The sequence below is a fragment of the Arthrobacter sp. NPDC093139 genome, assembly GCF_044754165.1.
Classification (GTDB): domain Bacteria; phylum Actinomycetota; class Actinomycetes; order Actinomycetales; family Micrococcaceae; genus Arthrobacter.
On the sequence record NZ_JBIVOO010000004.1, the window covers coordinates 1 to 21539 of the forward strand.

The window sequence follows — 21539 nt, forward strand, 5'->3', positions numbered from 1 at the left end:
CGAGCACTACAATCAGCGCAGGCCCCACACCGCACTCAAAGGCGCCTCACCCGTCAGCCGCGTCATCAACCAACCGGGTTAGTACACCTAGCGGTCAAGTCTCCAGCCGATGGGGCCTCCCCGTCTCCTGCCAAGCCTTATCGAACCGATCAGCCCTCCGGCTTCTGAGGATCTGAGTGAGGATTGGGCGGATTCCGGACTTGCTGGACGCCGAGATTAGCCATGTATCCGACGAAAATGGCACCCGGGATCGCAGCGAGGAAAAACAAAGACTCCGGCAGAATCAGCCTGATTATGAGAAAAGCGAGGACTGCCGCTCCAAACCAGAACAGAATCTTTGCTGGCGTTGACCAATTTTTCATGATGTTCTCCCCCGCGACACTGAGCAACGTCAGGACATGTAAGCACATGCGTTAGAGGATCTTATCGGTTATCCATACGGTCCTCTTTTGAGGAAGGGCTGTCGGACTCTCTGGCGGCCGCGATAATGGGCAACCTGCCGACCGTGCCCAGCTGCGGCTACGGCACTCGCATCCCGTCATAACCCGACAGTCTCCCTATCCGCGCGAGCGAAATGTACGGTGAGTGCCAATCGATTGATGTGTCGTGCAGCCAGTCCTGGAGCTCCTCGAGGGTGTCAAACGACGGGTCATACTCGTCGTCGCCGGGACCAGCATTATCCTCATCAACCAGCCAGTAGTCGGCCGTATATGAGAAGTCGGCCGGCACGTACTCACGGTCGAGTGCAGCGTCGCCATACACCTTGATCAAGAGATCGTGCCCCACGTACGGCCCGCTGAGTACTCTGCCCGTGAATTCTCGGCGACCTGCGATGATGGCTTCCCATTGCGGTCCGTATCCGTAGCCTGGCTCGGGGAGTGATTCCAGCTCCTGCACTCGGGCTTTCCGAGCTTCCCACTGCCGATCTAACTTCGGACGCATGGTCCGCCATTTCCACATGCTCCAATGATGCACCCATCGGTTGAGCGGGCTTGGCCTCCCGCTGGAATCCGGCGCTGCGCGGACTCTCCGATTGTGGAACCCTTACGGGGACGGGTTTTCAACGCAGACCCCCTCGCTTGCGCGTGTAGTCTTTCCCTTCATGGGAAGTCATTCAGGAGCTCCGGCTGAGGGAGAACAAAGAGTACCGGTCGAGCAAGTACTTAACGGGCTCGAAGTGCATGCCCTTGAGCCAGGCGAGACTGCGCTGGAGGCCTTCATCCTCCTAAAAGTTCTGGACCGAGACGGCGACGTTGCGTGGTCATACAGAACCACTAATCGACTCAGTCGTGAGGAATTGCTTGGCGCGCTGACCGTGCAGGTGGACGTGCTGCGCAAGTCGCTGCGCGATGAATGGGACGACTAAGGTCAACTGGCGGCTCGGCTTAAAGGGTGGTCCGGTGGCTGCCCTAAGCGGAACCCTTTACGGGACAGACGGCTAGGTCTAGTCCATGCCTTCGCCTCGGGAACCTTTATATGGGACCGGTGCGACAGAGTTTGAGCTACCGCAACTCAGGGCCATGTTCTAGCGCGCCAACGCCTCACCCAGCCTAGACAGCGTTGAAGTAAGCCGGGGCCAACTCCGGGAAAGTGCGCATACATTAAAGCTAGCTATGTATTCCGGTTGTACGGTTCCACGCCATGTTCCAACTCCCCCCAGAGCCGATCACGGCCGGGGCCGGTAACGGCTGTTGCGTCGAGCCGGAAGTCGAGGTGGGTTTGAGGATGGGAGGTGACAAAGTACCCGCCCCGCAATTCCTCCGCAGCGGGCCAATCGGGACCGTAGTCCTCTTCTAGGTATTCGTGCTTCCCATCGAGCCAGTGCACTTGCGTCCACATCCGCTCCTGCTTCAACCAGAAGAAGGGGAACGACCGCATAGGCATGACTCCGGTAGTAACCCATCCCATAGATTCGCCGTTCAGCGACAGTTCCCACACGCCATCTCGAAAAGCATCCAGGCGCGGGTCCTTCGGCCAGTCCTCTTCATCGAACCATTTGTCTAGCCATCCCATAGGCCAGTTGTAGCAGCCCACGCCATGAGCGACCAAGCACCGCGAACGGTCCTGCAACGCGGCGCAAGCCGACCCTTTGCCGGGTCATCATGGACCGCTGCACGGCGTGGTGACTGATTGGGATTGCCTTGCCTGAGTAAAGGTAGTTAGGTTCTTGGATGAAGCCATTTAGTTGGAGGAAGACGGAACCGGGTCAATACTCGTCCATCCAAGTCAAGGGTGCTCTGATTTTTACAGGCATTTTGACCGCCGCTCTGTGGGCCGTAATACTGCCGCTCCTGTTTGAGGAGAACCCCAACTGGTACGTGATCGGGACCCCACTCGTCGCAACGGTTGCTTTCATCGGAGGATTTTTTCAGCTGGCCCGCGTGAGGGCGCAGGAGCACGCCAATCTGCCTGAAAAGGAAGACGGACAGACTTGAGGCTCCAGCCGTTCGTCGCAGACCATGCAGGACTAGATTGTCACCCGCCCTCCGAGCTAACTGGAGTTACGGCCAGACTTCCTGGCGTTATGCGTGTAGGCCGTGTATGCCGCGAAGACGACGAAAAGCGTTCCAGGTATAGCCATAAATTCTGGTCGAAAAAAGGCCAAGACGAATATGGCAACGACGGTTATGGCAAATGCGATCCCTATTTTGAGTCCAGTCTTCACCTTGCTCCTCTTCACGCCAGTAGTTGGAACTCTACAACCCCGGGAATCAGCGACATATCGCTATCGAGCCAAAGCTTGATTCTGTCGATTTCGGAACCTATTACGAGATGTCATTCAGGTCGTGACCGAGCAGCCAGACTACTCCTCGCTGTCTATGTTCATCAGAAGAAACCAGTGCGATTGAGTACCTTCTGTCGCCTGCCGCATCGTCCGCCCAGGTCTTGGCTTCTGTGAACGTTGCATCCGCTACATCGAAGGTGCTGACCGAATAACCTGGTCCTGGTTCCGTAAAAAAGTAGACGCGGAAAGTGCTCCGGCGTCGTTCCCATTGGCTGTCGCGCTCGTCCGATGCTGCTACATGCATGGAAAGGATCCTACGGCGGGAGCAACAAGCGGGCGTGGAATCGCTGCGGTGAGCACACCTAGCGCTTGTTGTTGGAGTTGCTCGTTTCAGGTGCGTCGGACTGAGGAAGGTTATTCGGGCAGGATGATGCCATGAGTAATGTTCGTGAACTTCTCAGGCCGACCAGGTCGGATTGGTCAGACTTGCCAAGGCGTGGTTCCGGGTTCCGGGTGACGTTGATTGCCTGGCTGGCAGGTGTGGGCACGGTGGCCGGAGCCTTCGTGGCTGACCGGGGTTGGGAGGCTACGCCGCCGCCGGGCCCGGACGCAACACTGCTGCCTTTGGAAGTCGCCGTCATTGCCACGACTCTTGCAGCTGTCTACTTCGCCGCGTTCGGCTGGGCTGTGGGCAGGCGGGCGGCGTTCGCGTCGCTGGTGGTCTTCACGGCGTGCTCGGTGGGGCACGCAATTGGCGGGTCGGTATCTACGCCTGTGTGGGCTGCAGGCGCCTTGGTGGGGTGGCTTTTGGCGGGTAGGGAGATCAGGTCATCGCTCGGGCAACTCAGGAAGGTTCGCTCTCTTGCGGAGCGGCTGAGGGACGGCAGCACGGTGCATGTAGGAACTATGGCGTTGGCGGCCGAGCGCCGCGCTTTGAGCCGTGGTCGCGGAGTCGTGGCAGCTCTGACGGTTGTGTCCCTTCCGATGTGGGCGGCATTTATGGTCCAGTTGGCCAACGGCGGCGGCCGAGTCACGGTAGCCCCCGAAACCATCTTTGCTCCGTCGACGGCCTCCCTCGCGGGCGTTGCAACATTGCTGGCGGTCCTCTGGGGGGCCCAGTATGTGTGGCGGTGGTGGGCGCACCGGCAGTTGGCAGCGACCGTTTGGCAGTTACCCAGTGCAGAGGGACCCGTCTGGACTGAGGACTTTGTTAGGTCATACGGCGGAGGCGGCCTAACGCTTAAGGACAGTGAAACATCCGGATGCGTCTGCCTGGTGGAAGCAAAGCGTCGCGATCTGGATGAAGGTCCCGACTGGACTGTCGGAGCAATCCCGGCTGATGAGTACTGTCCTGCGCACGGTATTGACGCCGTGAACGCCTTGGATCATGGGGGCTTCCGTGATCTCGCCCGGGCTTCCTGGTTGTGGGACGCCAGTTCTGCACTACCGCAGAGCGAAGCTGACACCTCTTATTCGGGTGCAGCTCTGCTGGCCTTCGCTGGGCATGCCTTCCCAGGAATCCCTGTCTTTAGAGAAGCGAACGACGTTGATTCGGTTTCCCCGTTTGTTGAACCGGCCATGGAAAGAACCCGAGAAGAACGGGGAGGTCCGCCTCAGTGGGCAGATCCAGACTTCGTGCCACCCGCTGAACGAGGCATCCTGGATGTTATAGACCTCGGGCCCGCCGGCCTCCCGGGTACGGCTGCACGCTATCGCCACGGACGTGCATGGCACCGCCCGTAGCTCCGGGATTGAGCGGGCACTTTACGAACAAAACGGTGGCAGTGAAACCAGAATGACGAGGCACCTTAACGTTCTTCGCATTATGCTTGGCGCCGTTAGCGCCCACAGGCGTATCCGTATCGGAACGCTCCTTGGGACACTTCAGTCGTACAGCAGATCCCCTAGTTGTCGTCGTCTTCGTCCCCAGCCGCCAGCCGCCTCAGCGTTTCGATATAGTCACCACGGATCACGCTCCGCGTGCGTGGCCTCTTACCGTCATTTATGTCTCGTGCGTATTGTGCCAGCCGCTCAGCGTTCTTCCCAGACCATCCATGAGCGAGTGCCCAGCCTTGTATGGCGTCCGCGTTCATTGGAATGCGGGCGTTGCGCAAGGCAAGCAGGACGCCGACGACCTGGTCTTTCTCAAAGCCGGCCGAGATCGTGTTGTTGTGGTTGACGGTGAGCGTCAACCCTTTGAGCGCTTCAACCAGGACCGGATCGAGGTCGGGCGTTTGATCCTTCCATGCCGATCCGTTGCCGAGGATGGCCGGGCTCATGGCAGTGACCCAAGGACGCAGCTTCTCATTCCAGCTGATGACGCACAGCGCCCGCAGGCCACCGGAGTAGCGCACCAATTCGCCGATGTCCTGCATGTCGGCCCACGCCATCAGCACCGGCCCGGTCCCGGACGGCGTGCCACCACCACGACCTGCGATGTGCTCAACATTTCGATGCCGTCGGACAAAGGAATCCAAAAGGGGCCGATTTTCGAGGTTGGACTTGAGCGGCGTCCATACGGAGATCATGTCACCAGCCTCTGCATGTTTCACGCACCAGTCGATTGCGGCGGCCACGCCTTCATCATCGTTACTAGCAACAGCAGTTGGGTAATCCGCGTTTCGACCGAACATCAATGCCCCTTCGTTAGGCGTGCGCCACCATCCTAAGAGGCGGCACCGACGCTGGAACGTAAGGACGCACTTCCTGGGTGATGCTTATGGCGCTCACGCGAAGCAGAGGAGTCGGATCGATGACATTGCCGGCCCAGTGACTGATACCCGGTTTGAGGAAGGACAAAAGCGACGTTCAGCGGGCAGTCAGCCACAGGCACTACGTAAGGGCGCCGACGCGCAGAAAAGCAGGTATCCAGTACTCATTCCCCGAGAATGTCTCGTGGGTAGTCTTTGAATAGTAGTATTCGGCGGGGCATGCCTCTAGGAGCATCAATGAGCATTATTGCCGTAGTCGTCTTGATGGCAGCGAGTGCCCTATTTACCGCTGCAGCCCTCGTTCAGGTTCTAGACCACACCAATAAGAGAATCCCATACGTTGGACCGATGGAACCCCAGGCAAGCCTGTGGCTTTTTCTCAGCGGAGTACTGGCGGTGGCTGCAGGCTCTCTCTTGTACTCGCTAACCCAGGGAGGGGACTCGACGCTGGAGTTCGCTGCCTTCTTCGTTACGGCGGTGGTCCCTCCGGTGATCATCAGGTTGGTTCACAACCGGAAGGTCGCTCAAAAATAGGCAAGTGTGTAGAAGACCCGTTCGTCCGTGAACCCCTGATCGGGCCGAAAAGCGTTCGCCCCAGTTCTGACGCAATAAGACAGCCCTCACGAGAAATGATTACGAGGAGACCTAGTGGACTTCTGGGACATGACGTATTTTACCGAGACGGCCAGCGTCGGAGAAGTATTCCTTGCAGTCGTCTGCGCTATCTTTCTTATCTTTTGGGGACTAATGATTTGGTTTTACCGCAGGAAAGGGGAAAGCCCGTTTCGACCCGACGCTCCAAAGCTTGCCCTTTACTGCGTAAAGATTCTCCCTTGGATCTTCGGGGTGATCTGCATTCTCTGCACAGCATGGGCTTTCACGCCCGGAAATCTTTGGTGAGCCTCGCGCATGGCCGGTGGCTATTGTCGGTGACAAGCTCGGAGCAACGAGATCGTGAAGACCTGGGAATCAGGAGAAGAGTGGGACTCTATCCAGATTGAAGGTGTGGCGGCAGACTGCTCTGCCCATTTCTCCTGCATCGTTCAGGGGGAGCATGAGTCTCTTGAGCTTGTCCCAGGCGAGCACGTGATGCTCAGTTGGCACGAGGCACAACAGGGTGAATTTCCATCGTTGCCGACCGGGTCGAACGCACATGGCCGGTGAGCGACGGATACCCGATGCGTGAGAGGTTCCGCTGGCCAAGGAACCTTCTGCGGGCGCTCTCGTTTCATGTAGGGCGGCATGAGAATATGCTTCTCACAAGAATGCACCAAGCCGTCTGCTGTCCGGCTCCAAGGGGCTATATGACTAAACGAGAAATCATCGAATCCATCGTGGGCCTGATTGTTAGCATCGGCGTGACGGTACTGGTCATGTCCTTCATGTTCCCTCCGAATCATCCAAATTTTGCGGCGATGGTGGGAACGGTTGTGATCGTTTTAGTGCTCATCGAGGTTGCCCGAAACCTTTGGATTCACAGAAGCCGCAGGAGCAGCAGCCAATGACCTAGCTCAGACGCGCTGCCTCCGCGCAGTCCTGCATCCGATTCCTGAAGGCCGAAGGTGATCTGATCCGCCTAGTATTTCCCTCATGACGACGTGGTGGAACAAGCATCCCATTCTGCTCACCATGCTTGTCTTGGCCTCGGGGTGGGGCGTTGTCTTTACGGTTCAGCTCGCCTTCGGGGACTCCTTTGATGAAGCGGCCGTGAGCGCGACGTTTTGGGTGATCAGCGTAGCGGTGATTGGGTACGTCTTCGTAAGGAGATGGAAGAAGACCGAGAAGAGACTCGCTGAAGCAGGACAGGTGGTGATGTACCTCCGGTATCCTGATGCCCGTCCGGGATCGTTGAGCGCAATCTGGAACATGGGCGTTGCAACGCTTGCGCCGGGGACAATTCATTTTCAGCCTTCGGTCTATGACACCCTTGAACCCTCCGGCCGAGGCACGGTACTCACTGGGCTTGAGGTTACGTCTCTGCCAAGGAGCCTCAACCGCCAGGACAAGAAACATGTGAAGCAATTCTTGTTCCAAGCCATGACGCTGAGCTCTGCCGCCGGCCCGATTGAAATCGCGGCAGGTCCTGCCACGCTTGAGAAAGTCCGAGAAGCGGTGTCCGCTCCGCCCGCCGAGAACTTGAACGACATCGGCGGGTTAAGAGTCACGAAATAAGGCTCGCTTGGCCAATAGCTTTTGGTGTCCCTTCAAGTTCAAGCGGATATTCGTGTCTTTTATGCGGACGTGAGCGTGAACACGTCACGTCGGCGTTTTACGATCCAGCGGTGTATGGCGCCAGTATCATCACGCGCAGTCACGGTCTGCTTAACCTGAAGGATGTCTAGGTCTTCCGGGGGTGTTGGGGTGCCTGTGCGCAGCATAAATTCGATGGCCAATCTCGCATTAATGCGAGGAATCAGTTTGTTTTCCTTGTTCCAATAAGCGAGTGACAGTGCTAATTGCAGTCCACCAAACGCCAGGAGGACTACCAGGTAAGGGCCTTCGCCCATCCCCTGCCTTGTTCCGATAGCGGCGAGTATAAGCATCAGCCAGAGTGCCGAGCTGATCAGCATCCTCCTGACAAGTCGGTCCCAAAACTCTTGGATTTCCGGAAATGTGAACCTGATGGACTGCCTGCCATGCATCGCGCCCCCTCGGAAGAGCGCATATTCTGTACGCCGCTATCAATTTCGCACGTGAGTAAGTGGTCGTCAATGCACGCATACCATCCTCGGACCGTGGAAAAACGTCCGTAAGTGGTCCGTCCGCATAACGTCCCGCAAGCCGGTCCCATACCGGGCTAACCCCGCAGCCACCTGAGCGATCATAGCTTGGACCCGACAACTGTCCCACAAGACCTGTCCGGCGGCCTGTCCGGGGACGGGGTGTGATATGAGACACTGCTACTCATGTCTGAACTATTGGTCGGCTACGCCAGGGTTTCCACAGACGAACAGGACCTCACAGCGCAACGGGACGCCCTTCAGGCCCTTGGCATCGAGGCTTCACGGATCTACGTCGACCACGGCCTGACCGGCAGCAACACGAACCGCCCAGGCCTTCGTGAAGCGTTGGCAGCGTGCCGAGAAGGCGACACCCTCATCGTAACCAAGCTGGACAGGCTCGCCCGCTCCGTCCGCGATGCTCACCAGATCGCCGATGATTTGGCCGCACGCGGAGTAAAACTCAGCATCGGCGGTTCTGTTCATGATCCCGCCGACCCGATCGGCAAGCTGCTGTTCAATGTCCTGGCCATGGTCGCTGAATTTGAAGGCGACCTCATCCGCGCACGCACGAGGGAAGGCATGAGGGTAGCCAAGGCCAAAGGCCGGCTGCGCGGGAAGAAGCCAAAACTCTCGCCCAGGCAGGAAGCACATCTGGTTCAACTGCACGCCAATGGCGAACACACCATGTCCGAGATCGCCGAACTGTTCTCCGTGGGCCGCTCCACCGTCTACCGCGCGCTGGAGCGGTCCCGCCAGAAGCAGGAATCGCGGCCTGCGGCTGACCATAATCGCCAGGACAAGACCACCTCGTAGGGCCACCGCTCCTGACGGCCGTTCCCAGCGACCGTCAGACGGCAGGCGCCGGTACGCCACGGCGCGGAAGGGCCCGGGAATAACCTCCCACGCCGAACGTTATAGAGGACGATAGATGCATATGCATCTATCGGTTAGAGTTATAACAAGAGCTCGGATAACGGAAGGCACATCATGCAGATCGGCGTATTCAGCGTCAGCGACATCACCACGGACCCCACGACGGGCCGGACGCCCACCGAGAACGAGCGCATAAAGGCTTCGGTGGCCATCGCCAAGAAGGTCGAGGAAATCGGCATGGACGTCTACGCCCTCGGCGAGCACCACAACCGGCCCTTCTTCTCTTCCTCCCCCACGACCACCCTTGCCTACATTGCGGCCCAAACCGAGCGCATTATCCTTTCCACGGCCACCACGCTGATCACCACGAACGATCCCGTGAAGATCGCCGAGGACTTCGCCATGCTGCAGCACCTAGCCGACGGCAGGGTGGACCTGGTCCTGGGCCGGGGCAACACCGCTCCGGTCTACCCCTGGTTCGGCAAGAACATCCAGGACGGGGTGGAGCTGGCGATCGAAAACTACAGCCTGCTGCGCCGGCTCTGGGATGAGGACACCGTGAACTGGTCCGGCAAGTTCCGCACGCCCCTGCAGAACTTCACCTCAACGCCCCGGCCGCTCGACGGCGTTGCCCCCTTTGTCTGGCACGGCTCGATCCGCACGCCGCAGATCGCCGAGGTGGCCGCCTACTTCGGCGACGGGTTCTTCGCGAACAACATCTTCTGGCCCAAGGAGCACTACCAGCAGCTCATCGGGCTCTACCGCGAGCGCTATGAGCACTACGGCCACGGCAAGGCAGACCAGGCGATTGTCGGCCTCGGAGGGCAGTTCTTCATGCGGAAGAACTCCCAGGATGCGGTCAAGGAGTTCCGGCCCTACTTCGACAACGCCCCGGTCTACGGCCACGGCCCGTCCCTCGAGGATTTCACGTCGCAGACTCCACTGACCGTGGGCAGCCCGCAGGAGGTCATCGAGAAGACCCTCACCTTCCGTGAGTACTTCGGCGACTACCAGCGCCAGCTGTTCCTGATCGACCATGCCGGCCTGCCGCTCAAGACTGTTCTGGAGCAGCTCGACCTGTTCGGCGAAGAGGTGCTGCCGGTGCTGCGCAAAGAGTATGCGGCCCTGAAGCCGGCCCATGTACCGGATCCGCCCACCCATGCCGGGCGCGTGGCCGCACGGATGGCCGCCCAGGACGCAGGCACGGAAGCCGTTGCCGCTTCTTCCGCCTCGGCGCCGGCCCGGGAGGCGTGATGCCCGCCCGGACGACGCCGGCGGCGTCACCGGTGCGTCTCGCGGCCGAGACCTGGGAATCCCTGTTCCGCGCGCAGGTCGCCGTGATGCGGCGCCTGCAGTCGGGGCCGGCATTCAAGGCTCTGGCTGTGAATGAGTACGACGTCCTGTTCACGCTGTCCCGGTGCCCCTCCGGCTGGCTGCGTCTGAACGAGCTCAACGACAACGTGCTGCTGAGCCAGTCCAGCCTCAGCAGGCTGGTTGAGCGGCTTGAAAAGCGGGGACTGGTGGCGCGGATGCCGGCCCCGGACGATGGCCGGGGCATCCTGGTGAAACTGACGGACGAAGGGGCGGAACTGCAAAAACAGATTGGCCGCGAACACGTCCGGGATATCGCCGAGCTGATCTCACCGGCGCTGACGGCTGCCGAACAGAGGGAGCTGCTAAGGCTGACGGCGAAACTGCGCAATTCCCTGCCACGCTAGCCAGCGCTTGGGGCATGGGGGGCTCTGCGTCAGCCCGGGGTGAGGACGCAGAACTCGTTGCCCTCCGAATCGGCGAGGCACACCCATGGCACATCGCCCTGGCCGACGTCGGCGTCAGTGGCGCCCAGATCCCGCAGCCGGGTCACCTCTGCCGCCTGATTATCACCGGGGTATGGCTTCAGGTCGAGATGGACACGGCCACACACGGTCTTCACGACGGGTGTGCGAAGGAACTCCAAGTACGGTCCGACGCCCTTGCCCGAACGCAGCCTCGCATGATCGTCGGTCACCTCGTGCAGGGTCCAGTCCATCGCCTCGCCCCAGAACCGGGCCATGGCCCGCGGATCCGCACAGTTGACCACCACCGCTGCGATCGGCCCTGTGTCACGGTAGACCGACCGAGGTTCCAGCACGCGGAACAGGTTGCCCTCCGGGTCGGCCAGGACCGTCCACGGCACATCACCCTGGCCCACGCCGGCGTGCGTCGCACCGAGCTCAACCAGGTGCGCGACCAGCTCCGCCTGGTGGGCCGTGGAGGTGGCGGCGAGATCCAGGTGCGCGCGGTATCCCACCGTCTCCGGGTCCGGGACGGTGACGACATCGATGCAGACGGCGGCGGGATCGGGCCAGACGATGCCCGCGGGTTCGACATTGGTCACGCCGGGTCCCTCGCTCGAAACGCCCCAGCCGAGCGCCTCCGCCCAAAACCGGCCGAGCGCTGAGTCATCCCGAGCCTTGAAATTCACCTGAACAAGCCGCAGCCCCATACCGCCCGACCCTATACCAGGCTGCCCGATACGGGAGACATGCCTAGCGGAGGACGGCGAGTTTGTCCGGGTCCTCGGCCGGCAACTCTCCGTTGACCACCGCGGTGACCTTCATTTCGCGCAGCGACAGGCTTCCGCCCACGGTGGACAGGAAGGCCGTGTCAGAGGAGTCGCGACCGGATGTGATCCTCAGCATCGTCTCCCTGGGGGCGAGCCCTGTGGGATCTATGACATGCCACCCGCCGTTGACGTGTGCCTCAGCCACGGCATGGAAATCCATCGGCGACAGGCCGGGTGCGTACACCGCGGCCAGGCGCGCCGGAACGTTCTTGGCCCGCAGCAGGGAGATGGCCAGATGGGCATAGTCCCTGCAGACCCCGCGGCGGTTCAGGAGTGTTTCCACTGCGCCGTCGGTTCCGCGGGACGAACCGCTGACGTAGCGGAGCTCGTTGCAGACCCAGTTGCGCACGGCGCGGAGGAGTTCCTGCCCCTGCATGCCGCCGAATTCCGCGTAGGACGTGGGGAGCAGCCGGTCCGATTCCGCGTACCGGCTCGGCCGGACGTAGCGGATGAGCTCCATCAGGGATGCCTCTTCCGGTTCGGCGAAACCCTTGACGGTGGCCGTATAGTCCACGGTGACTTCCGTGGGATCGGCGAACTCCATGTAGTGGAACCTGCCGCCGTGGTGGTCGGAAAGTTCAGTCAAGGGAACCTGCTGGTCTCCGCCCGAATCAGAGGTAGCTACTGAAAGGGATTCGTCGAGGGAGGTGTAGCCCGGATTCCTGGCCACGGAAATGGCCAAGGCCGCCTTGGTATCGGCCACGGTCTGAAAGACCAGGCGTGCAGCCACAGTGCGTTCCATTAATCTCCGGAGTGTGAGGTAAGTGGAAGCCAGTCGCAGCTGCGGACCGTTGGGTATGCCGGCGGCAGCGGACTAGTTCTTGATCTCCAGAGACATTAGCATCCGTTGGACGTTGGCGAATTCGGAGCCTTCGTTCACGTAGTCCGCGGCCTGGTCCAGCGTGTCGAAGGCTTTCGCGGGCGCCACCTTCTCGTCCGGCGCGAAGGACTTCAGGGACCGCACATCGCTGAAGGAGTAATTGCCCTGGCCTTCCAGCCCGCGGACCACGTTCTGCAGCTGGCACGCCTTGGAGTCGGCTCCACCCACCACGTTCGTGATTCCGTAGGAGCCGAAGAACCGGTACCCCTGGATCACCCGGAACACCACATGCGGGGAAATCGTGCCTTCACCGCCGCTGTGCGGAAGGTCCACCGGCACACTGCTGACCACCACATAGGACTTCCTGGCGGCGGCGGTGCACGTTGCGGGCGCGGATTCCGGCAGCCCGGTCTGGAGAGTGGCCAGATAGGTACCCTCGGCGTCCTTGACCTCGATCTTCACTGCGCCCGGCAGTGTGCCCTTGTCCGGCTCCACAGCCTGGGCTATCCATTCCTTCGGCAGTTCGAAACTGACTTTCTTGGCGGGATCGGCGAAAACTTTCCAGGCCGACGCCGTCGCGCCGGGTTGGGCGGACGGGGCGCCTGACCCGGTGGCAGTCGGGGAGCCTGTTGCCGGCGTTGCGCCGGCGGATGCGCTGCCGCCGCTTGGTTCCACGGTCCAGGCCGGGGAACCCTTGCTGTCATTGCCACAGCCGGCCACGAGGGTCGCAGTGAGCAGCGCGACCGCGGCCGCACCGGTCCTGCGGGAAGCTGTCATCCCAGTCATGGCTCCAGCCTAGTGCGCGGCACCGGCCGGCCAGGGTCTTCAGGCTTCGTGTTTCGCGGACGGAGCTGTCCCAACCGGGATCGGCGCCTGCCGGGATCCGCGCGTGCCGGGATCGGAAAGGAGGCTAGGCTGTGGACATGGCGGAAAACGAGCTTGACGCAGCGGAGAAGACCCTGGCGGGCATGTCCGCCGTCGACGTTGCTGACTGGCGGCTGCGCACGTTTGCCCTGTATGACAATGTCCGCAGAATCGCCGCGGACAACCCCGCGGAAGCGCATACGTACTGGCGGCAGGAGCGGGACCGCATGTTCGCCACGCACCCGGCGTCGGCCCTCACGGCGGAGGCAAAGGCGAGTTTCGGCGGCCTCAAGACGGCCGACTACGATCCGATCTACCGCTTCCACGTGCCCCTGACGAAGGAGGGAGCCGGCCGCGAGATCAGTGTGGAAACCGGCACCGACGGCCTCGTCAGGTTCTTGCGGCTGGGAACGTTCGACCTGCCGGAGATGGGTCAGCTGGCTGTCTGGAAGCTCATTGGCTACGGCGGAGGAATCTTCGTGCCGTTCCGCGACGCCACCGCAGGCCAGCCTGGCGGCAGCTATGGCGCCGGCAGGTACCTGCTGGACACCATCAAGGGAGCCTTTCACGGCGTCCGCGGCTCGGGCCCAGATGCGGCGTTCGTGCTGGACTTCAACTTCGCGTACAACCCTTCGTGCGCCTACAACGAGGCCTGGGCATGCCCGCTGGCCGGTCCCGAGAACCGCCTCGCAGTCGACATCCCGGTGGGCGAACTGTACTGACGCGGCGCAATGTCGGCGGCATGGAGTTCAGTGCGGGCACCTGCCCGTGCCTAGGATGGCTGAATGACTCCTGCTCCCCCGCGCCGGATAGCCCGTGTCCGCCCCCTTTCCTCCCCGACTGACGGGACGACACCTCGGGGTGGTGAATACGGCGAACAGTTCTATGTCACCAACTCGGCCCCTGGATTTGAGACCGACGCCGGGCGGCAGTGGACGGTCATCGACAGCCCCTTCCCCGGCTCGCCGGCCAACGCCGGCAGTGCGCCGCGGGCCGGCTGGGAGCCCGGCGCCACGGTGCCGCAGGACGCCTTCCGATTCCTTGCCCCCAGCGTCCCCGGCAATGTACTGGGCATGGCCCACAACACCGGCCGGGCAGGCCGTGACCTCCCGCCCCAGGCCTTCCACAAGGCGGCCACCAGTGTCGTCGGCCCCGGTGAGGCGATTGAACTGCCCCACGGAGCCGGCCTGGTGGAGCCGGAAGCGGAACTGACCGTCGTCGTCGGCCGCAAGGCCAAAGCCCTGACCCTCGACACTGCACGAAGCGCCATCCTGGGCTACACGATCGGCAACGACGTCACCGCCCGGGACCTGCAGAAGTCCGACGACCTCTGGCTCAGTGCCAAGAGCCAGGACACCTTCACGCCGGCAGGCCCCTGGATCGTCACGGGGCTGGATGCCGCCGACCTTCCCGTCAGCATCGTCCACAACGGCACCGAACTCTCGCCGGCAAGCACTGCTGACCTTGGCTGGAAAGTGGACGAAATCCTCGTCTACCTCAGCTCCTTCATGACGCTGCACCCCGGCGACCTGGTCCTCACCGGCTTCCCGGCCACGTCCGCAAGGCTCGCGGCCGGAGATACCGTCACATGCCGGGTGGGCGGCATCGGCGAACTCACCAACCCGGTCAGGGTGGCCGCACCGCTGGATTAGCGCGCTTCGGCCGCGGACGCAGCTACCTGCTGGCGGAGCCGAGGGTGCGGACGCTTCCGACGGCGGCCCGCACCGCCACCGCCGCTGCGTCCAGGTCCGCTTCGGTCACCGAGGAATCAAAGCTGAACCTGACGGCGGTCTGGGCGACTTCAGCTTCTATGCCCAGCGCGAGGAGCACCGGGGACGGCGCGTCGGATCCTGCGGCGCACGCTGAACCGCTGGAGCACACCACGCCCTGCCGCTCCAGCTCCAGCAGCACCGACTCCCCGCTGGTGCCCGGGAAGCAGAAGGACGCGACGGACGGCAGCCGGTCCACGGGATGGCCGGTCAGCACCGCTCCCGGTACCCCCTCCAGTACCGCGGCGATGAACCCGTCCCGAAGGCCGGTCACCCGTTCCGCGAGCCGCGCCTGATCGTTGTGGGCCAAGGCCAGCGCGGTGGCCAGGCCGACGGCCCCGGCCACGTTCTCCGTGCCGGAGCGGCGGCCGCGTTCCTGGCCGCCGCCGTGCACGAGCGGCTCCACGCGGGTGCGGCCCCGCACGAACAGCACACCGCAGCCCTTCGGCGCCCCGAGCTTATGGCCAGAGATGCTGAGGGCATCGACCCCCAGTGACTTCACGTCCACGGGCAGCCAGCCGGCGGCCTGCACGGCATCGGTGTGGAACGGCACGCCGTGCTGCCGTGCCAGTGCCGCGAGTTCGGCCACGGGCTGGACCGTTCCCACCTCGTTGTTGGCGAGCATGATGCTGACCAGCGCCGTTTCGGACACCAGCACGGCGGCCAACGCCTCGGCGGTCACGCGCCCGGTGCTGTCCACCGGCACCACGTCCACGCTGAAGCCGTGAAAGCGTTCCAGGTAGCGGGCCGATTCCTCTACGGCGGGATGCTCGATGGCGCTGATCACCACCCGGTTCAGTGCCGGGTCCGCGGCCTGCCGCGCCAGCGCCATGCCCTTCACGGCGAGGTTGTCGGCTTCCGTTCCGCCGGACGTGAACGTCACTTCGCCCGGGCGGCAGCCGAGCACGTCCGCCACCTTCTTGCGGGCATCGGCGAGCGCCGTTGCGGCTGCCCCGCCCAGCGAGTGATGGCTGGACGGGTTGCCGAACTCTCCGGTGAGCAAGGGCCACATGGCTTCCAGCACTTCACGCCGGACGGGGGTGGTGGCGGCTGCGTCAAGAAAGATCATGGCCGGCTCAGCTGACCGTCAGCTCGACGTCCAGGCCGAGGTCCAGGGACGTGACCGTGTGGGTCAGGGCGCCGATGGAGATGACATCCACGCCCGCCGCCGCAATGTCGGCGACCGTTCCGAGATTGACGTTGCCGCTGGCCTCCACCACGGCCCGGCCTCCCACCTGCCGCACACCGGCCCGCAGTTCCTCCAGGGAGAAGTTGTCCAGCATGATGGTGTCCACCCCGGCTGCCAGGACGGGCTCAATCTGATCTGCGCTGTCCACCTCCACCTCGAAATGCGTGGTGTGCCCGAGCTGCGCCTTGGCGGCCGCCAGGAGCGTGGTGAGCCGTTCCGGGTCGCCTCCGGTCATCACGGCGAGGTGGTTGTCCTTGGCGAGCACGGCGTCGGACAGGCTGTAGCGGTGGTTTGCCCCGCCGCCGCAGCGCACCGCATAACGCTCCAGGACACGCAGGCCCGGCGTGGTCTTGCGGGTGTCCGTAATGCGGGCCTTGGTCCCGTCCACGAGCCGGACGAACTCGGAGGTGCGCGTGGCGATGGCGCTCATGCGCTGGGCCAGGTTCAGTCCGACGCGTTCCGCAAGCAGCACGCTGCGGGCCCGGCCGCTGACCCGCGCAAGGCGGGTTCCGGCGTCGAACGCTTCACCGTCGGCCACCAGCAGTTCCACCTCGGTGTCCGGATCGACGAGCAGCATGGCGTCCCGGAAGACGGTGCCGCCGCTGAAGACGCCGGGAACGCGGGCGTTCAGCACGGCCACGGCCCGGGCCTCGGCCGGGATCAGCAACTGCGAGGTGATGTCCCCGCTGGGCGCGTCCTCGGCGAACGCCCGTTCCAGGATGTCCCGGACGGGTGCTGCAGGGAGGGTCAGGCTAGTCATGGACGAGGCTCGCTTTCCGGGTCATTCTGAATGGTTCGTATGAGGTCTCGGCCATGACGCGTTCCGGCGTGCCGTCGTCGCGGTAGTGCGCCCCGAGCGAAGTGCGGCGCTCGCGGGCGGCATGGACCAGGAGCTGGGCGGCCAGCAGCAGGTTGGCATCCTCATGCTCGCGCGGGTCTTCCACGGTGTGCAGGCTTTCGGGACGGACGACGGCGGCCCACGCCGCGAGCGCGGCCGCCGCCTCCCGCAGTTGCGCACCGGTTCGGAGCACACCCGCCTGGGCAGTCATCAGCCGCCGCAGGGCCTGGCGGGAGAACTGCCCCGGCTTGGCGAAGGACGTCTCCATCGGCCCCGGAGCAGGGGTGCTCTCGAACTCCCACGCCGACTCCCATTCAGGGGAAGCGCCGGAAGTCCGTCGCAGGTCCGATTCGGCTGAATCCACGTCACCAGCCAGGAACGCCTCGACGGCGCGCCGGCCGAAGACCAGCCCTTCAAGCAAGGAGTTGCTGGCCAGCCGGTTCGCGCCCTGGACTCCGGTGCGGGCAACTTCCCCGGCGGCGAAGAGCCCGGGCACTGTGGTGCGGCCGTGCAGGTCGGTGGTCACCCCGCCCATCCAGTAGTGGGCTGCGGGCGCGACGGGGACGAGTTCCGTGGTCCAGTCGACGCCGGCCTCACGCGTGCGCCACGTGATGGTGGGGAACCGGCGCTCCAGATATCCGGGCCCCTTGACTGCCTCGATCACCCGGGCGTCGAGGTACACGTGGCCGTTGGGATCCCCCAGTGCCGCGAGATGGAGGGCGATACAGCGGGATACGACGTCCCGCGGGGCGAGCTCAGCGTCCGCATGGTAGTCCGGCATGAAGCGGTGGCCGCGGGCGTCCACGAGGATGGCGCCCTCGCCGCGGACTGCTTCGGAGATCAGCAGCGGGTCCTGGTTGCCCTCGGATTCAGTGGCTTCGGCGCTGCGGACCATGCAGGTGGGGTGGAACTGGAAGAACTCGAGGTCCGTCACGGCCGCACCCGCCCGCCAGGCGAGCGCCAGGCCGTCGGCGGTGGCGACGGAGGGATTGGTGGTCTGGGCGAAGAGCTGCCCGGCGCCTCCGGTGGCAAGCAGCACAGCGTCGGCCTCGATGGTTTTCAGCTGCTCGTCGTGCAGGTACTCCACACCCGTCACGCGCCGGCCGGTCCGAACGAGCGCCGTGGTGCGGGCATGGCCCAGCAGCCGGATTTTTCCGCCCGCCTGGGCGGCCAGCACGGCGCAGATCAGTGCGTTGGCTATCCCCGCCCCGGTGGCGTCGCCCCCGGCGTGCAGGATCCGCGGCGCAGAGTGGGCGGCTTCAAGACCCAAGGCGGGATCGCCGTCGTCGTCCAGGTCAAAGCGCACGCCGAAGCGTTCCAGCCCTGCGATGTCCCGGCGCGCCTCGGTGCAAAGCACCCGCACGGCGTCCGGGTCGCAATGGCCGGCGCCGGCCTTCAGCGTATCCGCGATGTGCGCTGCCACCGTGTCCCCGGGCGACGGTTCGTCCAGGACCGCCGAAATGCCGCCCTGGGCGTAGTACGTGTTGCTGTCCGCGAGCGCGGCCTTCGTGAGCAGCACGACGTCGGCCCCTGCTTCCGAGGCGAGCAGCGCCGAGTACAGGCCGGCGATGCCGCTGCCGACGACAATCAGCCGGCGGCCGGACGCCAGGGGTCCGCTGGATGTGGTCATCCGTGCCTCACTTCGGGGTAACTAGGGTTTGGCGGCCAGCATGCGCTCGAGGGCGGTCCTGGCGTTCTGCTGCACCGCGTCATCCACGGTGATGCGGTTGACCACGCGGCCTGCGACGAGTTCCTCCAGCACCCAGGCCAGGTAGCCGGGGTGGATCCGGTACATGGTGGAGCACGGGCAAATAACGGGGTCCAGGCAGAAGATGGTGTGCTGCGGGTACTGGGCCGCGAGGCGGTTCACCATGTTGATCTCGGTGCCGATCGCGAACACTGTCGGTTCCTCGGCGGCCGCGATGGCCTTCTGGATGAAGTCCGTGGATCCGGCGGAGTCGGCGGCATCCACCACCTCCATGGGGCACTCGGGGTGGACAATCACGTTGACGCCGGGAAATTCTGCGCGGGCCTTCTCGATCTGCGCCACCGTGAAGCGCTTGTGGACGGAGCAGAACCCATGCCAGAGGATCACCCGGGAGTCCAGCAGCGCCTGTTCGTCGTTCCCGCCGAGCTCCTTGCGCGGGTTCCACATGGGCATCTGCTCCAGCGGCACGCCCAGCGCTTTGGCGGTGTTGCGGCCCAGGTGCTGATCCGGGAAGAACAGGACGCGCTGGCCGCGCTCGAAGGCCCATTCCAGCACGGTCTTGGCGTTGGAGGACGTGCAGACGATGCCGCCATGCTTGCCGCAGAAGGCTTTGAGCGCGGCCGAGGAATTCATATAGGTGACGGGGATGACCGGAACACGGCCCTCGGCGTCGGGCTCGGTGCCGAAAATTTCCTCCAGCTGTTCCCAGCAGTCCTCTACCGAGTCCTCGTCGGCCATGTCCGCCATCGAGCAGCCGGCAGCGAGGTTGGGCAGGATGACCGCCTGCTCCGGCTTCGAGAGGGTGTCGGCGGTTTCCGCCATGAAGTGCACGCCGCAGAACACGATGGCCTCGGCGTCAGGCCGGGTGAGGGCGCCATTGGCCAGCTGGAAGGAGTCGCCGACGAAATCGGCGTACTGCACCACTTCGTCGCGCTGGTAGAAGTGTCCCAGGATGACGGCACGGTCGCCCAGGGCGTCCTTGGCTGCACGGATGCGGGCATCGAGCTCGGCGTCGCTGGCGAGCTTGTACTCCTCCGGGAGCTGGCCCTGCCGGGGCGTCGAGGGCGGTGCCACGTCGGCGCTGGAGGCTCCCGGACCGTACGCGGGGACGCCCGCCAGGGCTTCGGCCAGGTCATAGTCCCAGGGGCCTTTGGCCAGTGCCGGGCTGCAGGTGCTGCCGGCAGCCGCTGCGCCTTTCTCGGCCTGTTCACGCGTGATCAGCTGGATTGCTGTGTTGACGCTGCTCATGGGGTGCTCCTGTTATCTGGGTCAAGGCCGGGGCGGCCGGTAAATCGGTAGAGGCGTGGCGGGCGGTGTTTGCCGCCCTGGAGGTACTCACCGGTTTCTTCGATGTCCGGTGTGGCTTTGATGTGGCGGCGGAAGTTGGCCGGGTCCAGCCGGGTGTCCAGGACGGCTTCGTAGACCTCCCGGACCTGGGCGAGGGTGAAGTATTCGCCGAGGAAGTGGTAGGCGATGGAGCCGTAGGTGAGCTTGTTCCGCAGCCGCCAGAGGGCATAGTCAACGATCGCGTTGTGGTCGAAGGCCAGGTCCCCCAGCCTGTCCGCCCGGAACCACCGGACGTTCTCCGACTCGCTGGTGAGCGCCGCCTCGGTGGGCTGGACCAGCGCCCAGTAGACAATCGACACCACCCGCTGGGTGGGTGAGCGGTGCAGGCCGCCGAAGGCGTACAGCTGTTCGAGGTAACTGGGTGTGAGGCCGGTGGTTTCGCGCAGATTCCGGGAGGCGGCATCCTGCAGCGATTCCGAGTGGGTCAGGGGGCCGCCGGGGAGCGCCCAGAGGCCTTTGAAGGGTTCCCGGATGCGGCGCACGAGCGGGAGCCACAACGTCGGACGGCCCGAGGCCTCACTGGGACGGAGGGCGAAGATCACCGTGGAGATGGCCAGCGACGGCGGCGCAATCTGCCGCTCCGCCACGTTGGCTGAGGTGGTGTACACGGTTTTTCACCCGCTTCGCTGCGTCATCGGGCCGATCCTGCTGATCGCCCTCTAGTTAAAGTCACAATGACTAAAACTGATTCTACGGCTCGCCTGACGTGGAGCAAAATGTTGCAGTCTGGCGTGCCTGGCAAGAGCAGGGCGCCCGCCGCCGCTACCTGCGGATACTGGCCGCCTCGGCTTCCAGCAGGGGAAGCGTCCGGCCCTGGAAATGGGTGTTGAGCACGATCACCGAGGAGGAGCGAACGACCGTTTTCGTGGCGATCATGGCGTCGAGTACGCGCTGCAGATCCGGGTTGGAGCGGGCGGCGATGCGGGCCATCAGGTCCGAGCTGCCGGACACCGTGTGGATCTCAATAAGCTCCGGAATCTTCGCGAGCGCCTCGACGACGGCGTCGTGCCCCAGGTCCTGGTTGATGGTCAGCGAGCAGAACGCCACGACCGGAAAGCCGAAACGGGAAGGGTCCGGAAGCGGCACCCACGATCCGATCACACCGCTGTCCGCCATGCGGTCCAGCCGCGCCTGCACGGTGGCCCGGGCGACCTTGAGCACCCGGGAGGCTTCGAGCACCGAAGCCCGCGGTGTATCGGTAAAGAATCGGACAATTTTGGCGTCCAGTCCGTCGACCACCATCGCTATTCCCCCACGCCTCGGGATGCCGCAGCGCAAGATGGAGCTGATCCGGCACTTATCCTGCACAATTTGCATCCATGGTCTCACACGCGGATGCAGTGGCGTCCGCCACAAGGCGGTAAATT

Annotated in this window: 24 protein-coding genes; 10 read left to right on the forward strand and 14 right to left on the reverse strand. The window is 63.6% G+C overall.

The annotated features are described in order from the left end of the window. Positions 1-519: 519 nt before the first annotated feature. Positions 520-942 carry a hypothetical protein gene (locus ACIP90_RS07850; RefSeq protein WP_400578336.1) on the reverse strand — a complete coding sequence of 141 codons (423 nt, stop codon included), beginning with the start codon at positions 940-942 and terminating at the stop codon, positions 520-522. Positions 943-1102: 160 nt separating this feature from the next. On the opposite strand from ACIP90_RS07850, the gene ACIP90_RS07855 reads away from it, so the two are divergent. Then, positions 1103-1366 (forward strand): hypothetical protein, encoded by a 264-nt coding sequence (locus tag ACIP90_RS07855; RefSeq protein ID WP_400578337.1) that lies wholly within the window; start codon positions 1103-1105, stop codon positions 1364-1366. 245 nt (positions 1367-1611) lie between these two features. Here ACIP90_RS07855 and ACIP90_RS07860 read toward each other — a convergent pair whose 3' ends face one another. Continuing rightward, the gene (locus ACIP90_RS07860) at positions 1612-2013 is read right to left on the reverse strand and encodes a hypothetical protein (protein WP_400578338.1); all 402 of its coding nucleotides are present in this window, start codon (positions 2011-2013) and stop codon (positions 1612-1614) included. A gap of 158 nt (positions 2014-2171) precedes the next feature. On the opposite strand from ACIP90_RS07860, the gene ACIP90_RS07865 reads away from it, so the two are divergent. Beyond that, the gene (locus ACIP90_RS07865) at positions 2172-2435 is read left to right on the forward strand and encodes a hypothetical protein (protein WP_400578340.1); all 264 of its coding nucleotides are present in this window, start codon (positions 2172-2174) and stop codon (positions 2433-2435) included. A gap of 330 nt (positions 2436-2765) precedes the next feature. Here ACIP90_RS07865 and ACIP90_RS07870 read toward each other — a convergent pair whose 3' ends face one another. Continuing rightward, a complete protein-coding gene (locus tag ACIP90_RS07870; protein WP_400578342.1) occupies positions 2766-3029 on the reverse strand; it encodes a hypothetical protein in 264 nt (87 codons plus the stop codon). Between the two features lie 1600 nt (positions 3030-4629). Beyond that, on the reverse strand, positions 4630-5301 hold the full coding sequence (locus ACIP90_RS07875) for a hypothetical protein (protein ID WP_400578343.1): 672 nt from the start codon (positions 5299-5301) through the stop codon (positions 4630-4632). Positions 5302-5673: 372 nt separating this feature from the next. Here ACIP90_RS07875 and ACIP90_RS07880 point away from each other — a divergent pair, with 372 nt between their 5' ends. From ACIP90_RS07880 to ACIP90_RS07890, 3 genes are all read left to right on the forward strand, one after another. Then, positions 5674-5970, forward strand: a complete 297-nt coding sequence (locus ACIP90_RS07880; RefSeq protein ID WP_400578344.1) for a hypothetical protein — start codon at positions 5674-5676, stop codon at positions 5968-5970. Between the two features lie 770 nt (positions 5971-6740). After that, complete coding sequence (locus ACIP90_RS07885) at positions 6741-6941, forward strand: hypothetical protein (protein ID WP_400578346.1); 201 nt, start codon at positions 6741-6743, stop codon at positions 6939-6941. Between the two features lie 85 nt (positions 6942-7026). Then, entirely contained in the window at positions 7027-7608 is a 582-nt protein-coding gene (locus ACIP90_RS07890) for a hypothetical protein (RefSeq protein ID WP_400578347.1), read from the forward strand. 59 nt (positions 7609-7667) lie between these two features. Here the strand turns inward: ACIP90_RS07890 and ACIP90_RS07895 are convergent, their stop codons facing one another. Continuing rightward, positions 7668-8006: a hypothetical protein gene (locus ACIP90_RS07895; RefSeq protein WP_400578349.1), complete on the reverse strand. Its 339-nt coding sequence runs from the start codon at positions 8004-8006 to the stop codon at positions 7668-7670. Positions 8007-8342: 336 nt separating this feature from the next. On the opposite strand from ACIP90_RS07895, the gene ACIP90_RS07900 reads away from it, so the two are divergent. The 3 genes from ACIP90_RS07900 to ACIP90_RS07910 all read left to right on the forward strand — a co-directional run bounded on the left by ACIP90_RS07900 (position 8343) and on the right by ACIP90_RS07910 (position 10750). Further along, positions 8343-8972, forward strand: a complete 630-nt coding sequence (locus ACIP90_RS07900) for a recombinase family protein (protein ID WP_400578350.1) — start codon at positions 8343-8345, stop codon at positions 8970-8972. 174 nt (positions 8973-9146) lie between these two features. After that, complete coding sequence (locus tag ACIP90_RS07905; protein WP_400578352.1) at positions 9147-10286, forward strand: LLM class flavin-dependent oxidoreductase; 1140 nt, start codon at positions 9147-9149, stop codon at positions 10284-10286. Beyond that, a complete protein-coding gene (locus tag ACIP90_RS07910; protein ID WP_400578353.1) occupies positions 10286-10750 on the forward strand; it encodes a MarR family winged helix-turn-helix transcriptional regulator in 465 nt (154 codons plus the stop codon). The genes ACIP90_RS07905 and ACIP90_RS07910 overlap by 1 nt, the downstream gene beginning before the upstream one ends. Positions 10751-10779: 29 nt before the next feature. Here the strand turns inward: ACIP90_RS07910 and ACIP90_RS07915 are convergent, their stop codons facing one another. The 3 genes from ACIP90_RS07915 to ACIP90_RS07925 form a co-directional block, all read right to left on the reverse strand. Next, positions 10780-11517 carry a VOC family protein gene (locus tag ACIP90_RS07915; protein ID WP_400578354.1) on the reverse strand — a complete coding sequence of 246 codons (738 nt, stop codon included), beginning with the start codon at positions 11515-11517 and terminating at the stop codon, positions 10780-10782. A 43-nt stretch (positions 11518-11560) separates the two neighbouring features. Then, a complete protein-coding gene (locus ACIP90_RS07920; RefSeq protein ID WP_400578355.1) occupies positions 11561-12379 on the reverse strand; it encodes a transglutaminase family protein in 819 nt (272 codons plus the stop codon). Between the two features lie 72 nt (positions 12380-12451). After that, positions 12452-13243, reverse strand: a complete 792-nt coding sequence (locus tag ACIP90_RS07925; RefSeq protein WP_400578356.1) for a hypothetical protein — start codon at positions 13241-13243, stop codon at positions 12452-12454. Positions 13244-13380: 137 nt separating this feature from the next. Here ACIP90_RS07925 and ACIP90_RS07930 point away from each other — a divergent pair, with 137 nt between their 5' ends. Together ACIP90_RS07930 and ACIP90_RS07935 are read left to right on the forward strand one after the other, a co-directional pair. Then, the gene (locus tag ACIP90_RS07930; protein WP_400578357.1) at positions 13381-14043 is read left to right on the forward strand and encodes a DUF1684 domain-containing protein; all 663 of its coding nucleotides are present in this window, start codon (positions 13381-13383) and stop codon (positions 14041-14043) included. A gap of 63 nt (positions 14044-14106) precedes the next feature. Continuing rightward, positions 14107-14973, forward strand: coding sequence for a fumarylacetoacetate hydrolase family protein (locus ACIP90_RS07935; protein ID WP_400578358.1), 867 nt, complete (start codon positions 14107-14109; stop codon positions 14971-14973). Positions 14974-14995: 22 nt separating this feature from the next. Here the strand turns inward: ACIP90_RS07935 and ACIP90_RS07940 are convergent, their stop codons facing one another. The 6 genes from ACIP90_RS07940 to ACIP90_RS07965 all read right to left on the reverse strand — a co-directional run bounded on the left by ACIP90_RS07940 (position 14996) and on the right by ACIP90_RS07965 (position 21414). Further along, the gene (locus ACIP90_RS07940) at positions 14996-16159 is read right to left on the reverse strand and encodes a cysteine desulfurase family protein (RefSeq protein ID WP_400578359.1); all 1164 of its coding nucleotides are present in this window, start codon (positions 16157-16159) and stop codon (positions 14996-14998) included. Between the two features lie 7 nt (positions 16160-16166). Then, positions 16167-17039, reverse strand: a complete 873-nt coding sequence (nadC, locus tag ACIP90_RS07945; RefSeq protein ID WP_400578360.1) for a carboxylating nicotinate-nucleotide diphosphorylase — start codon at positions 17037-17039, stop codon at positions 16167-16169. Next, complete coding sequence (gene nadB, locus ACIP90_RS07950) at positions 17032-18747, reverse strand: L-aspartate oxidase (RefSeq protein WP_400578362.1); 1716 nt, start codon at positions 18745-18747, stop codon at positions 17032-17034. Before nadB ends, nadC begins: the two co-directional genes overlap by 8 nt. Before the next feature lie 21 nt (positions 18748-18768). After that, positions 18769-20073, reverse strand: a complete 1305-nt coding sequence (gene nadA, locus ACIP90_RS07955) for a quinolinate synthase NadA (RefSeq protein WP_400578363.1) — start codon at positions 20071-20073, stop codon at positions 18769-18771. Further along, entirely contained in the window at positions 20070-20780 is a 711-nt protein-coding gene (locus tag ACIP90_RS07960) for an NrtR DNA-binding winged helix domain-containing protein (RefSeq protein WP_400578364.1), read from the reverse strand. Before ACIP90_RS07960 ends, nadA begins: the two co-directional genes overlap by 4 nt. 154 nt (positions 20781-20934) lie before the next feature. Continuing rightward, positions 20935-21414: an Lrp/AsnC family transcriptional regulator gene (locus tag ACIP90_RS07965; protein WP_400578365.1), complete on the reverse strand. Its 480-nt coding sequence runs from the start codon at positions 21412-21414 to the stop codon at positions 20935-20937. Between the last annotated feature and the right edge of the window lie 125 nt (positions 21415-21539).